Source organism: Psychrobacter sp. AOP5-GZ1-6, from assembly GCF_052376345.1.
Taxonomy (GTDB): Bacteria; Pseudomonadota; Gammaproteobacteria; order Pseudomonadales; family Moraxellaceae; genus Psychrobacter.
In genome coordinates this window covers 35930-52024 of sequence record NZ_JBQSVP010000009.1, presented here as the reverse complement: position 1 = coordinate 52024, position 16095 = coordinate 35930, and the positions used below count along the sequence as shown (strand labels likewise).

Genomic DNA, 16095 nt, shown 5'->3' with positions numbered 1-16095 from the left:
CTTATTAATAAAAAGGATTAAGGTTGTATAAGTTATAATGTTTTTCTTATATAAAAATAAACGATATAAGCGCGACATTAAATGTCGTGAATTATAGTAACGTAAATATCTTAACTGGCAAAAAATGGTCATCAGTGGCACACTAAATTGTCAGTTTGTATACGCAAGCTATTTAAATATCGCCTTAATATAGTTAGAGCAATTATCATGCCAAAATGAATCACAGTGATCAGACTGAATTTGTTTAAGTTGTTATTGATAAACTTTGAAGTGTTAAGTGTTTGATTACAAAACACCTATTTTTTAAAATTTAACATACATTGTCATTTGGATATCAAGGTATTCAAATGATCGTTTTGCCTCTTTCTCATCCCAATCAGATTATTGTCTATGTTTACCATTATTCAATCACACCGTACCGAAAACCTTGTCGATGAGTTGCTTGTACAATATCAGTCAAAAAACCAGTCGGTTTTTGCGCCTTTTATTGTCATTGTACCCTCAATGGTGTTGGGCGATTGGTTGGATAAAACCATTGCCAGCCGTGCTGGAATCAGCACCTTGGTACGTACTAAGTTTTGGGGTCAGTATCAGTGGACGCTCATGCAAGATGTGCTGAGCCGCCATAATACGTATTTATTACAAGCAGACCACTCTGCTAAAACCCTAAATGTACCTGACGTTGCGGTGTTGTCCCCGACAGTCATGCAGTGGCGGTTATTTGGATATTTGACCTATTATCAAGACGCTATTATAAAAGATGAAAAACACGCTGTTTACCCACTATTGTCATCTTTAATTGATGCGCCAAAACAAAACAGTCAGCAAGTCAATGGATCACAAGATAAGGCGCAACAGGATGCGCGTATTTGGCAGTTGGCAAGTGATTTGGCGCGGGTGTTTAACCGTTACTTAACCCACCGTGAAGATTGGTTGGCACATTGGTCAGATAACAAGCCGCTCAATATTGAGGAAATGCTAGCCAATAAAGACGCGTTATCACTGCGCTTTGATAAGTATGCTCGCGCCACGCCTGATTGGTTGGTGGCGCATTATGCTGAGCTAGAAGCAGCGCAGCGGTTTTTATGGTTACAGCTTTTTGCCGATGTGCACTTACACCGTGTGGCGCTCGAAAAAACTTTTTGGTCAGCGCTAAAAGGCAACAAGGCAGATGAGCGTGCTCAGTTGCCTAAAGTACTGCGTATTTTTACCATTCAGCAATTACCACAAACTGAGCTGGATTTTTTGCAGCAGTTATCAGAATACATGGATATTACCCTGCTGCACTACAACCCATCAAAGTTATTTTGGGCTGATATTGTCGATAAATCGTGGTTACAGCGCCAACAAATCATCAACCCAGAAAGTGTGTTTTTACGGGATTATGGCCATAGCTTGCTGTCGCGTTTGGGTAAACAGTCACGTGATACGTTTGCCATGCTTGCCAATTTGTCAGGTAATGAGCAATACCAAGATACGTCTGATCAAAACGTACTTGTAGAGTGGCAAGATAATTTTAATGATACGTTATCTATGGGTATCAACCATAAGCTGACTGATGCTACCAATAGCAGTGATGCGCTTAACGGTATGCAAAATAGCCCAAGTTTATTAAGGCGCTTGCAAAACGATGTGTTGATGCTTGATGAAACGGCTACTCAGCAAACTGCGGCGGCAAAAGTTTCTCAGGTAGTGAGCCAACAAATAGGGCTTGAGGATGAGAACGATCTGCAAGCAACACCATGGTATGAAGATGCCGCACTTGAAAACAAACGTTTTGAGAAAGAGCGTTTTTGGGCGATGTCTTCGCAAGACAATAGCCTAAGTATTCATTCGTGTCACAGTTTACAGCGTCAGCTCGAAGTACTGCGCATTATGATTGGACGCTGGCTTAATGAGCCAGTTCCAGCTAACGAAAAAAAACGCCATATATCTGACATTGTTGTACTACTACCTGATGTAGAGCGTCACCATGCGCTGATCAGCTCAATTTTTGTCAGTGGTAAAGGGCAAGACGGCTTGACTCTGCCAGCTAAAGTCACGGGTGTGGTGGATGCCGATATTCGTCAGTTATGGGATGCCATTATTGGTTTTTATAAATTATTGGGTAGCCACAGCGCCCGCTTTGAAGCCGCTGAGGTGTTGGACTGGCTGATGCTGCCGCCTTTGTTTGAAAGCTTTGGCTTGACCCATGAACAAATGAGCCGCGGTTGTGATTTATTGGTAGAGGCTGGATTTATTCGCGGTTTTGATGAGGGTCACCTTAAACAAACACTAGATGGCAATGACTATGACTACCGTTTTAGCTTTGCACAAGCGTTAGATAAACTGACTTTGGGCTTGGTGATGCCAGAGGCCAGTTTGAGCGATTGCTTGTATCCTATAAGTCAAGATGAGTGGCCAAGCACCGCCTTACCAGAGCGTAGCATACCGCTGTCTCAAGTGAGCTTAAACGATGCCATGATTGTGGAGGCTCTTTGCCGTATTTATGCAGGTTTAGCGGCCCGCCGTAGCGATTATATGCAAAAAATGAAAGCAGAAGACTGGCTCGACCAAATTGAGAGCCAAGTCATTCATCGCTACTTTGGAGATGTTGATCAAACCCGTACCATGCGCGCTATCTATAACGCCATGAACGGCTTTAAATCTAGCTTACGCGCCAACCGCCATTATAAGCAATACTCAAGTGGCGATAGTAGCAGCACAGAGATTGAGCAACGGCTGGCAGGAGTAGAGCAGCTACCGCTTAAGCTCAGCTTTATGTTAGATAGTATCGAGGTGGAGCTTGAGAGTCAGCAGGTCAGTGCCGAACCCACAGGTGTGATTACTTTTGGCCGATTTGGCGCACTTAGAAACGTGCCTTTTAACTTGGTGGTGATGCTTAACATGAATTTGTCGGAGTTTCCTGCACAAGACCGCGATAACCGCTACGATTTGATGAAAGCCGCCATCGCTCGTCGTGGTGATAGGGTGAGTGAGGATGATGATAATGGCGCGTTTTTAGATGCGCTGCTGTGCGCGCGGAGTGCGTGCTGGATATTTTATAACGGTCAAAGTTTAACAGACACGCATGAGCACCTGCCTGCCAACCCAGTCAGTGAGTTGTTACAGTTCTTGCAAGGAGAGGTACAGTGGCAAGTCAACTCGCTTGAAACGTTAGATTTACCCAACAATATTGACTCAGCTACCGACACACTAAAGCGTTATTTGCCAAAATTGATTAAGCAGTGGTTAGTGACAGAGCATCCTGCTTTGCCATTTCACAAAAGTTTGTTTGAAACCGATATCGAAATGGATATCAACACGGCTATGGCAGCTGATAATACTGCTGATGAACAAGCCGAAAACCATACGTCAGATAATCACTTGGCTGAGCGCGTTGATGAGCTGGATGCTATTTTGAGTAAGGCCATGCGCAAAACCAAACTGGCACAAAAAAAGCAGTTTCCACCTGCGCCGCTTTGGCAGGCTGTGTTTGACACACTAACGTCCCGAGTATCTAGCGAGCATGCGCCACTGGTTGGCCTGCCCACTAAAACACAGTACGAGGCAATTGCTCAGGTGTTAGGTACAGAGTTAGGTGTGCTTGGTCAGGCAGATGCGCAGACCTTAGATGTATTGGCTGAGCTACTGGCGCTAGATGGCGCAAGTGATTCACGCGATAGCAGTAAGACAGGCGAGGCGACCACAGCGCTTACCCAATCATTGTTTGATATTCATGAAATAGATGTAGAGGGTGTATTGGTTTACCAAGTGCGCCATCCTGCCAAAGCTTTTTTACGTAATCAAAAGGTTCATGTGGTACAAGGCGAAGAAGCGATGGCGCCTCAAGAGCCTTTGTTTTTAAACAACTTGACCACCTACCACATCAAAGAGTATTTGATTAACAGCTTGGCTTCTCATGCTACTACTAATAACACTGATGATAAAAATACGGCTGACAATAGCGTTGATAGCAGTGTTAATAACAGTGCCGATAAAAACAGCCAATTATTAATGTACCAAAGTATTATACCGGCAGGTGTGGCGCGTCAAACTACGATTCCCAATCAACAACAAAAACTGCAACAGCAATGCATGGAGTTTAAAGAACAACTGGTTGCTAATGGCTCTGCTGATGTAGCAGATCATACAAATGGTTTGCAGTTACTAACGCCAACCACTGAGCATCCTGTACAGATAGAGCTGGCGGCTGTACTAAACCATACTGACATTAATGCCGACAGCGCGTCACTGCTCAAGCGGTTACCGACATTGGTTAAGATAAAAGGCTTAGTGCCTGTATCGGCATCGGCAGAAATGTTAGCAGGCAAGGCATATGCCGAGCAGTCCCCTAAGCAGTGGTTAAATATATTACCCAACTCAGCCAGCTCCAAACATTTACTCAAGTTTTGGCTGTCGCATTTGTATTGGCAAATAGCTCGCCGCACCACTGCTGATCAAGTGGCATTAAATGATGGCGTGAGTATCTGGCGCTTTAATAAGCCCAGCTCACAGATCAAAGAATATGACAAAGTAATTGCATTTAAACTAAATCCAATTGTGTATGAAGACGCGATTGTTGAGATGATAAAGTGGGCTATTTTTTCTAATTTATCGGGTCAAGTACCCATTACGTTATTACCCGGATATGCGCTTAGCTATCTTGGTAAGTGCTCAAAAATGGAAGAAGGTGTTATCTATTGGCCAAAACGAGCTGACTTTTCAGATTGGCTGCGACCTGGATTTCACGTAGAGTCGGTATATGATACTTGCTCGCAGCATGCTATTTGGCAGTATGTATTACGTGATCAAGATGCCTTTAAGGCCTTATCTACTGCATTGACTAGCTTGGCAAAACCACTATACGCGCCAATGTTTGCCGCATTAGAGAGTTTGGACGGCTAGCTAGCAGACCGTTTTTTAGCCTGTTGATTTAATAGATAATAATTGAAAGTATATGACCATATGACAGACTTTACCGACTCCAACAGTATAGATGCTGCTAAATTGCCGTATTTATCAGATGAACACACACATTTACAGCGCCCAAGTGAATCAGATGATTTGTTTGGTGCGTCTGTTCATCCTTCTGAAAATATAGATGTGAGTGTCGCTATGGCTGAGAGTGAAACTGAGACTGAGTCTAAAGCTGTTGTACCAGCGGTTGATGTTGATTTGATGGGACGGCATTTGATTGAGGCGTCAGCTGGTACGGGTAAAACATGGACGCTTACGGGTATTGTGCTGCGTTTGCTGATTGAAGCAAAGCGCGCGCCTGAGCAAATCATTGCCACAACTTTTACCCGCGCTGCTGCTGCCGAGATGCGTCAGCGTATCCACGATCGTTTGGTAGAGTTTTATCAGATCATACAATGGGTCAATAGTTTGAGCGCCGACCTTGATAATAAAGAGGCCTTATACCCTGATATATTACAGGTGATGCCTGATACTGGTAAGGCGGAAAAAGACAAACATGGCACCAATAGCAAAGATGAGACGGTTGATACCAATATCAATACGGATTCTGACATTGATGCGGCAATTCAAATAGATACGGATGCAGATACGAGCGAGCTTAATCAAGACTTGGCTTATGAGTACGAACAAGTAAAACAAATAGCGGCAGAAAAACGCAAGCAGGCAAAAACAGCGCGTGAAGCGTGGTTGATCGAGCAAGCCAAATATGTGCGCTTAGATGGCATCATGCAAGATCCTATTAATCTGCATTTGGTTGGGTATTTGCTAGATCATGTATACAGCTATCCAATGTCGGATGCTATTCGTCGTACCGCACTGGTGTTAACCACGCTAGATAAACTGTTTGTGGGCACGCTCGATAGCTTGGCTCAAAAGTGGTTGATGGAATACAGTAGCGAAACTGGTCATCAGCAAGGCATGGATATTATTGAAGACAGCAGCATTGAGCAGGTGACTGACAGTATCGTGCATGATGAGTTGCGTCAATTTCAAAGTAGGCTATATCACGAGCAGCCAAAACTGTATGCGTTGCTAGATCAGCAAGGCAAGCTAACGGCGGTTAGCGATCATAAAAAATATGTGACGCGCTCGCTTAACTTTATCTCTGCACCGATTGATGAGGTAAAATTAGATCAAGGCTTTGATTTTGATGGCTATGAAAAGCTAATCAATGATTTTTCTCAGTTGGATCTAGCGGATATCCAGCCATATTTAAATCTTGATTATAGAAAGTCTCAAGGATTTAACGGAAACTCTAATTTATTGAAACAGTTTGATGCCATTGTTGATGTGCATCAAAAAATAGCCGAACATCAACTGGCATTTACTGGTTATTTAAACGATCGTGAGAAAAAGATTATTACGTCTTTACAAGATGCCAGATACCCAAACGAAGATGGAAAAATTAAGAACTTTAATAAAAATAAAGAGAAAGAGCATCAGGCTCTGTTTGCGTTAGAAACCATTAGTAAGTTAATGACGCTGTTAGATATGGTTGATGGGCTCAATCAGCATATTTTATTAGTGCTGGCCAATCTTAATCGCCACATCGTACTCGCAGTACGCAACCGATTGCCAGTAATTTTAGAAGAGCGCGGCGAGACGACTTTTAGCTTACAGATGGTGCGCTTAAACCAAGCGTTAACAGGCAAGCAAGGCGAAAAGCTGGCACGTTATATCCGTCACCATTACCCAGTGGCGTTAATTGACGAATCACAAGATATTAATGGTGAGCAGGCCATGATGATTGAAAGCATCTATCTGCCGAAGAAAAAGTCCAAAGTTGCTGATAATAATACAAGCTCAGCGACTAAAAAACCCAGCCATGAGTTTTTATTATTGGTTGGTGACCCAAAGCAAGCAATCTATGGGTTTCGTGGTGGTGACGTAGCGAACTATAACTACATGAAAGCCCAGTTTGATAACAGCAGCCTTTGGACGCTAGATATCAACCGTCGTTCAAACGAAAGCTTGATTGAGGCGCTTAATTGCTGGTTTGGAATGCCAACGGCAGCAACGGCCAATAACCATCTGTCGCAACTTGGTACGGGTATTTATTACCAATATATCAAAGCGGCCAAGCCAGACAACCAGCTGTCTTGGTATCATACGCCAAACTTGCTCAGTAGCCCCTTAGTGACCGACGTGCTCTCTGCCCAGCCGGTGAGCGTATTGCATTTGCCATACGATAAAGACAAAACGCTTGAGTATGATGAATTTGAGGTCACAGCACGTCATATTGCGACTGTACTCAATACTGGACAAACCTTAAAAGGCAAACCGATTCAGCCTAGCGATATTGGTGTGCTGGCACGTACCAAAAAAGACTTAAAACGGGTTGAAGATGAATTAGTCAAGCTTAATGTGCCAACCTTGACCACCAGCGATGTCAGTATTTTTGAAACCATCATGGCAGAGGATGTCGCGGCGCTGTTAAGTGCCATGCTGTACCCGTATCGTCACGATATGATTAATCGGGTGCTGACCAGTCATCTGTATGGCCTAAGCATTAAAGACATCAAAGCCATGATGCGCACCCATGAATCGGGTGTGGCACCACATAATGCCCCTAGTGTCGTTAATAAAAAAGCAGTGAATATCAAGGCGGCTAATAGTGAAAAAAGCTATCAAGATTTTATTACCTATCTCAAAGAAGCCGCACAGCGCTGGCAACACTTTGGTGTTTTGTCAGCATTACATTATCTGTTAGATGAAAGCCCTGTACAGCCACAAGGTGTATGGCAAGCACTAGCGGCGCATCCAGAAGGCGACCGCCATATCATGGATTTGCGCCACATTATGGATGTGTTGGCACAATACGGCATGGGAATGGGCGAGCATGAACTGTTGGCGTGGTTTAGGCAACATATAGACGCCGCACCCAATAGTGACTGGGCCAAACAATATCCCTTGCCGACAGAGTCTGGCGTACAGCTGATGACCATTCACAAATCAAAAGGGCTTGAGTTTCCGATTGTCTATGTATTAGGGATGGGCGATGCCAGTAGAAAATCGGGCAATAATGAGAAGTATGGCTTGTACCTATATAACGCGCAACAAGCGCCCTCAGCGTTAGCTCAGCAATCGATAGAAAATCAATCAACGGGTAATCAACGCCGTTTCTCACCTGTGCAAGGCTCTGCGACTACAGAGGACTACTACACCGAGATAGAGACAAAAGAAGGATTTGATGAGTTACGTCGCCTTGGCTACGTGGCCTTTACACGTGCCAGTGAGCAGTTATATATAGTATTGCGAGACCCTAACAACATAAAAGATATGAAGCGTAAACCGGTGTTTTATTGGTTTAACTCACCAGAACCAAAGTTTGAATTACCCGATAGACTCAAAGGCACTATTGGCATGATACGCGCGCATAATGTGGATGCGTTTTATCATAAAAACCCCAATCATGATGCGAGTGCGGTCGGCTTAACAGGCAATACTAATACCGCGCATACCACTGCTGCCTTAACTGCCAATCAACCCACAACCGAGATGATTGAGTACGCTGCGTTTTCGGACATTATGAAAATCAATTACTTTTATGGTTGGGCCAAAACCAGTTTTACCGCTTTAGCTCGTCAGCTTGACGACTCTATGCAAGCCATGGCAGTGATAGATGAGCGTATTGATGACGCTATCGACATTGATATAACAGACCCCTCAGCGTTACCAATCTTATCAGCCGGTGAGATGAGCGTTAAAACCGCAGAGGATATTCGTTTTACCTTTGTAAAAGGGGCCAATGCCGGTACGTTTTTGCACGAGATATTTGAAAAAATTGATTTTAATCAAAAATCACAGTGGTCTCAGGTGATTGATAGGGCTATCAGCAGCTATCAGTTGCCACTGGCTTATAGTAGTTTTGATCAGCAAAGCCGCATATTACAAGCCAAAAATAAGGCAGGTGGCCGGCCTATAAACACAGATTCTATTGATGCAAGTAAGCACGAGGCATTAATTGGCTGGATTGAAGAGGTGTTACATGCGCCGCTATTGGCATCAAATCAGCCTTTATATACTATTGATGCCACACGGCGGTTTGCTGAGCTAGAGTTTAATATGGGGTTGTCAGAAACTTTTAGAGCGCAAGATATTAACAAGCTCTTTGAGCAGTATTTACCTGATGATAAAGACAAACACATTAGCCTGATCGCACAAAACAAAAACCATCTGTATCGCTATTTACGCGGTGAGATTGATTTGGTATATGAGTATGCGGGCAAGTATTACGTGGTTGATTATAAAAGTAACTTTTTAGGAAATAGCCTAAGCAATTATAGTGAAAAAAATCTTAAACAAACAATGTCAAAAGCGGGGTATTGGCTACAAGCCGCGATTTATCAAGTGGCATTGCATCGGTTTCTTGCCATAAGAATAAGCGACTATGTAGGCAATGAACATAAATACCTTGGAGCTGTAGAATATGTGTTTTTACGGGGTGTGTATGATGCAAACGCAAACAGGGATAACGTAAGTGACGATATGAACACTACTACCAATAAGACTAACACTGACAGCAGCTTGATAGGTGAGGGCAGCCATAACCGTTATGGTCTAGTGACGTGGGACATTCCAATAGATTTTATTAAAGGGTTAGATGCGCTGTTTGGCTTGCCAGATTAGTCAGCTTGATCGCATGAATTGGATATCAAATAAGTCGCATTAAGCCATAAAACAGAGACAAACGCACATGAATAATAATAACCATAAAAGCAACGCTGCCATCGGCTCACAAGAAAGCTGGGCCAGTAATATTAGCGATTATATATTGCTACGCCGTCAGCAAACGCATGCGGCATATAGCACGGCCAACTTTTATGGCAATACTGCTATCAATACTGATAGCAACGCAAAACCAGTCGATTCAACCAACGACAGCGCCTTATTTGCTGCTTTGTTTGTCATGCTAGCCGCCCACTTAGAAGAAGGGCACACCGTATTAACGGTTAGCGTAGCTGAGCATGAACAGCCACAACAAGGGCGGGTGAGTGGTGAGTTGGTCACGTTATATGCGTGGCAGCAGCAGCTGTTAGAGATGCTGGCCATGCCTGTTTTAGCATTGATTGATACCCAAACGGTGACTCACCTAAATATGAACGCAGTAGATACGCAAGCCACAACGACAGCCACAGACGAACAGATAGTGGCAGCGTTGATAGAAGAGCCATCCCTGTTTGATTTGCTAGACACTTTATTTGCCAAACGCGCCCAGTTATGGACGCAACTAGCACTCACCAATCACGAAAAGGAGATACTAGCCAAGCGCTTTGATATGATAGCCGCGCTTTATCAACGTTTAAAAAATACAGATTTGGCTGCTTTTATTGGCTTAATTAAAGCACATTCGCTGTTTGCCACCGTTAATACAGAGATAAGTACTAACAATATAAATGATAACAGTCAAAATAGCCTAAGCAAAAATAATCAACCTATTATTTATCAGATTATCCACGAACAAAATAACGCAGCTAAATCAATAATCTTTTGGCTACACCGCGCATGGCAAGCAGAGTTTAATTTAGCGAAACACATTCATACTATTTTGAATCAACCGATAACCCCATTAGCCATCACCATGCCAGATAACCTTAATCCTCAGCAAGTGATGGCTATTAATGTAGCCAATCACCATGCCTTTAGTATTATTACTGGTGGCCCAGGTACAGGTAAAACCTATACAGTGGCGCAGTTAGTCATAGCCTTGCAACAAGCAGCAGACAGCGGGGTAGGTGAGCATGAGCCTATTAAGTTTAGTACAGACAGCGCAAGCTTAGCGTTAGCTGCCCCAACTGGAAAGGCCGCTCAACGTATGCAAGAGTCTTTACAGGCAGCTTTGGATGCGGCAAATGTAACATTACAGCTACAAGAAGCAAAAACCATTCATCGCTTGCTTGGTATTGGGCGTACGGGTAGTCCTCGTTATCATGCCAACAACCCGCTTGGCGAAGATATTATTATTGTAGATGAAGCCTCTATGTTAGGGGTAGAGCTAGCAAACTACCTTGTGAGTGCGGTGAAACCAGGTGCTAGACTGATATTATTAGGTGACGCAAACCAGTTAGCAGCAGTAGATGCAGGCGCAGTATTGGCTGATCTATGCCATATTCCGTTATTGCAATCTATTCATGCACAGCTGACTGAAAGCCGCCGTTTTAGTGCCGACTCTGGCATTGGTAAGCTTGCGTATCAAATAAACCAGTCAACTGTAGACACTAAAGTCATTTGGCAGTTGTTAAAAAATGATGATGCGTTAAGGTTTCAATACGTTAATACTCAGCAAGCATTATCAGATAATACAACAAAAAATAGCCTAAGCAATGAAAAAATTATTAAAAAAATAGCTCTGAATTACCAAAAATATATAAGTAAAATTAAAAATCTTCTAGAAATACCAATAGAAAAATCTGTACCAGAAAAAGTAAAAAATACAATTGCATCATTAATGAACACTTTTAATCAATTTAGAATTTTAAGTGCTGGCCACAACGGAGAGTGGGGTGATCACTATATCAATAATTACCTAACTCAATGGCATTTAGCTGAGTTAAAACTACCTTTAGGGCAAAACATATGGTTCCATGGTAGGCCAGTTATGGTGTTACAAAACAATTATGAGCTTGGGTTGTTTAATGGTGATATTGGTTTTTGTTTGCAAACTCAAGATAATATGAACAAATTAGAAGTGTTTTTTGAAAATAGAACACAGGGCATCGCTGTCAATTTGCTAAATGAAGAACTGGTTGCGACTGCATATGCAATGACCATTCATAAATCGCAAGGGTCAGAATTTGACCATGTAGCGATCACGTTTGATAATAGTCATACAAGGTTGTTAAGCAAAGAGCTAATTTATACAGCAGTCACACGAGCGAAAAGACAGGTGACAATATATAGCACCAAGCATGCGTTAGAAAAAGCGGTACAAACACCCACTGAACGCCATACTGGATTAGCATTACAGTTTGCTAAACTTGACTAAATTGTATTTTGATATACATGATAGGTATAGTTGATTCACTATAAAATAAATACAGCGATACGGGTTACATTTTGCGCCGCCTCTGTCTGAGCAGGCACAGCAAGCAAGAAAAACGTAACCCATATCGCGTAGTTGTACCTCTTTTATTTAGGACTGACTATAACTGTCTGAAAAATAGGATTACAATTGTCTTAATTTTATACCATGCTAAAAAATCGATGAAATAGTTTATACGAATATAAATACTGTATGAGTAATAAAATCAACAAGGCATAACTCTCAAGTAATAAAAAAGCATCCAATTTGGATGCTTTTTTAGGACCTAAATGCTCTTAAGTCAATAAGTATAAGTCATTAAGTATGGGACTTAAACTTTATCTTCTTTGATAGCATAAATACCTGGCAAGTGGCGTAAGTAACCATGGAAGTCCATGCCACAACCATAGACATAACGGTCTGCGACATTGATACCGACAAAATCAACATCAAAACCTTTAACTTTACGATCATGTTCTTTATTCAGCAAAACACAACATTCAAGCGATAATGGTTTTTCTTTTCCTAATTCTTCAACGACTGTTTTTAGGGTAATGCCTTCATCAAAAATATCATCAATCAGCAATACATGCTCACCCGTGATATCAACATCTGGCTTAAACTTCCAGTCTAGCTCGTTTGTACCTTCGTTATCACGATAACGTGTCGCATGGATGTAATGCATGCGATGATAGAAAGTCAAATGCGTCAGTAATTGACCTGCTGGAATGAGTCCGCCATTCATCACAACCATGACGATAGGGTTTAAACCAGCATAATGTAGATTAAGTTGTGCGGCAAGACGTTCGTAAGCAGCAGCAACTTCGATACTACTTATAAGGCAATCTGAGTTACGTAATGTTTTTTCTATTTCTTGGTTACTGATTTGGGTCATCGGATGCGCCTTCGGTAAAAAGTGCCGCTTATTTTAGCAAATTTAAAAAAAATTTCCCAATAGCATGTGACTGTTGAGACAAAATTAATTAAATTTTAATGCTCATTCTGGCTTTTCTACGATGAAAGGGCGGTAGTAGTTCGCCAAACGATTTAATGAGCTGTCAGGCAGATCTGGTAGTAGCTTATGAAGTGCAATCCTCATACCTTTGTCAATCGCAGCCTTGGCGACTGGTACTGATTTGCGTTTAATGATACCTAGCTTCAAGGTTTCAGCGTAGTTGCTGATAAAGTGCGTCAGGGTTTGGTCATTCATTGTTTCAAGTGCTGCTCGAAACAAAGGCATGTCTACATGCTCAGGAGTGATAGCAGAAAAACCTTTAGTGATGGTTTCGGCATCTGTTTCGGACAGTTTAAAGCCTACCCGCATAACGCCTTCATTATCAATAAATGTGGCTCGCTCTCTCAAAAAATGAAAACTAGGAAGCACTTCTTCGTTATTTTCTTTACCAAGCAACACATTAAGTAGTGTATCTGCTGTTTTTTCAACAGTAGCAACTATTTTTTGCATAGAAGCTTTGCGTTCAGGGTTTGGCGTAATTTCAACCAACCCGACCAATAAACTATCAATCAAATCTCGTGCGGTCTGATGGGTAAGTGCATCACGGTAAGGGTAATAAGCGACTGTCTCATTTGATGCAATCACTTGTTCAGCCTCAGCAATGGCTGCTTTTAATTTATCTGAAGGTATGAATCCAAAATAATGCGCCATTATGCTTCCTTTATTTGTGTTGTCGATTCCTGATCGACGGTATCGCTTTCATTAAGCACGTCATTCTATTGAAGAATAACTATCTTTGAAAAAATCTATAACAGCCCCTAATCCAAGGTTTAATAGGTTGTATATAAATGAGTAACTTTCTCTAATTGTAAAATATAGGTTTTGTAGGTAGCAATCACATTAAAATATCGCTATTATCTGCCTGCTAATGGGTCGGCCGATTTACTCGCTGCACCCTAATCTATTATATTTTATATATTTTGATTTAAAAAGCTTGAACTCATAAGGTGATTTTCTACTTGTCTAAGGAGAGATAAGATGAATAGTGCTATTGTACTACTATTTGGCGTTGCCGCTATGCTCTGCGGTTACGTATTTTATTCAAAATTTATTGCCACAAAAATTTTAGCATTGGACAGCAGTCGTCCTACGCCAGCTCATACCATGAAAGACGGTATAGATTATGTCCCTACTAATAAATATGTATTATGGGGACACCATTTCACTTCAGTAGCAGGAGCTGCACCAATTATTGGTCCTGCCATTGCGGTTATCTGGGGTTGGGTACCTGCCGTCCTTTGGGTGGTGTTCGGTACTATTTTTATGGCTGGTGTACACGATATGTCAGCTATTTGGGCAAGTATGCGCAACAGAGGTCAGTCGATTGGCTCTATTGCAGGTACTGTCATGGGCACCCGTGTCCGCAGTTTGATGATGGTTGTCATCTTCTTATTACTACTAATGGTCAATGCTGTATTTGGCGTGGCTATTGCTAATATGATGATTAAAACACCATCTGCTGTATTGCCAGTTTGGGGAGCCTTAGTGGTTGCCTTTATCATTGGTCAGTGTATTTATCGCTACAAAATGAATTTGGTCTGGGTATCAATTATTGGGGTAACTGCTTTATACAGCCTTATCTATCTTGGTACTATATTTCCTATTGCGCTACCTGAAACTATTTTTGGGTTACCTGATAACGCCGTATGGATTCTTATCTTGTTTAGCTATGCCGCGATAGCGTCATTATTACCAGTATGGATGCTGCTGCAACCTCGCGATTATATTAATGGTTTACAGTTATTTGTTGGTTTAATTCTATTGTATGCTGCTATCTTTATTGGTACTCCTGATATTGTAGCACCAGCGATCAATACCTCATTACCAATGGATACACCTTCACTACTACCATTGTTGTTTGTGACGATTGCTTGTGGTGCCATATCTGGTTTCCATGGTTTGGTGGCAACAGGAACGACCTCTAAACAGATTGACAAAGAAGAAGACGTTCGTTTCGTTGGTTATTTCGGTGCACTTGGCGAAGGTATGCTAGCACTTGGGGCAATCCTTGCGGCTACTGCTGGCTTTGCTACCCTTGGTGATTGGCAAGCGGTCTATCAAAAGTTTGGTGATGGCTCTATCGGCGCCTTTATCGATGGCGGTGCAACGATTCTGAGTGCTGGCGTAGGTATTGATATGGTGCTATCACAGACCATGCTGACAGTCATGGCAGCGTTGTTTGCTGGTACTACGATGGATACTGGTGTACGTTTACAACGTTATATCTTCCAAGAATTTGGTGAGATTTACAAATTACCTGCATTAAGTAAAGGTATCGTCGCAACATTACTAGCAGTGGGCAGCTGTTTATTACTAGCATTTGGTGCTGGTGGTATCGATGGTGCTGGTGGTATGATTATTTGGCCACTATTTGGTACGACCAATCAGCTAATGGCTGCGTTAACCTTAATGATTGTAACGGTTATCTTGTTACGTAAAGGCAAGCCTGTCTGGTTTACATTAGCGCCGTTGTCGTTCCTATTAGTGATGACCGTATTTGCACTACTGATTCAGCTCAAAACCTTCTTTACCGATGGAAATTGGCTACTTATTATTATGGATATTATTATCTTAGTCGCTACTATTTTAGTGACTTTTGAGAGTTTGTCTGTACTACGTAAAGAATGGTCGTTACATAAAGGTGAAGGCGGTGACGTTTAAACATTAAATCATATTAAATGTCTGTTCAATAAAAAACGCTAGCAGCCATTGCTGGCGTTTTTTGTTTCAAATAGGCATTATAGATAATAAGAGCTAAGTAAAATACGAGCATATTATGGAAAATGACAATATATCAAATGGGATAGAAAGCATTCAACCGTTAGAGAGCAACCAACCATGGTGGCAGCGATTTAAGCATGGGCTAAATGAGTTTTATCATGCGCCATACCGCCAGACGATGGCACGTGCGGCACGTGATGAAGAAGATTTTTTTATGTTGCTCATGTTTGCTGAAAGCTTAGGTATCGATAACCCTGCCAGCTTTTATACACTAGAGCTACAGCCGCTATTTTTAGAAAATTTTCACGAATGGCATACTAGAATGGGTATGGATAGATGTCCCTTTGACCACGTTGGTTGCTGCTAATAACTTATTGGG

7 protein-coding genes are annotated in these 16095 nt (G+C 42.0%); 5 read left to right on the top strand and 2 right to left on the bottom strand.

The features are described 5' to 3' along the window. The first annotated feature begins 390 nt into the window (after positions 1 to 390). The 3 genes from ACT3RN_RS02735 (at position 391) to recD (ending at position 11944) form a co-directional block, all read left to right on the top strand. On the top strand, positions 391 to 4887 hold the full coding sequence (locus ACT3RN_RS02735) for an exodeoxyribonuclease V subunit gamma (RefSeq protein WP_192518476.1): 4497 nt from the start codon (positions 391 to 393) through the stop codon (positions 4885 to 4887). A gap of 210 nt (positions 4888 to 5097) precedes the next feature. After that, positions 5098 to 9588: a UvrD-helicase domain-containing protein gene (locus ACT3RN_RS02730; RefSeq protein WP_413469392.1), complete on the top strand. Its 4491-nt coding sequence runs from the start codon at positions 5098 to 5100 to the stop codon at positions 9586 to 9588. Between the two features lie 67 nt (positions 9589 to 9655). After that, on the top strand, positions 9656 to 11944 hold the full coding sequence (gene recD / locus ACT3RN_RS02725) for an exodeoxyribonuclease V subunit alpha (protein WP_444518451.1): 2289 nt from the start codon (positions 9656 to 9658) through the stop codon (positions 11942 to 11944). Positions 11945 to 12311: 367 nt separating this feature from the next. Here recD and ACT3RN_RS02720 read toward each other — a convergent pair whose 3' ends face one another. After that, on the bottom strand, positions 12312 to 12875 hold the full coding sequence (locus ACT3RN_RS02720; RefSeq protein ID WP_192518473.1) for a hypoxanthine-guanine phosphoribosyltransferase: 564 nt from the start codon (positions 12873 to 12875) through the stop codon (positions 12312 to 12314). A 102-nt stretch (positions 12876 to 12977) separates the two neighbouring features. Beyond that, entirely contained in the window at positions 12978 to 13646 is a 669-nt protein-coding gene (locus tag ACT3RN_RS02715; RefSeq protein ID WP_192518472.1) for a hypothetical protein, read from the bottom strand. Positions 13647 to 13973: 327 nt separating this feature from the next. Between ACT3RN_RS02715 and ACT3RN_RS02710 the strand changes: the two genes are divergently transcribed. Further along, positions 13974 to 15656: a carbon starvation CstA family protein gene (locus ACT3RN_RS02710; protein ID WP_192518471.1), complete on the top strand. Its 1683-nt coding sequence runs from the start codon at positions 13974 to 13976 to the stop codon at positions 15654 to 15656. 115 nt (positions 15657 to 15771) lie between these two features. After that, entirely contained in the window at positions 15772 to 16083 is a 312-nt protein-coding gene (locus tag ACT3RN_RS02705) for a cory-CC-star protein (protein WP_192518470.1), read from the top strand. Positions 16084 to 16095 lie beyond the last annotated feature (12 nt).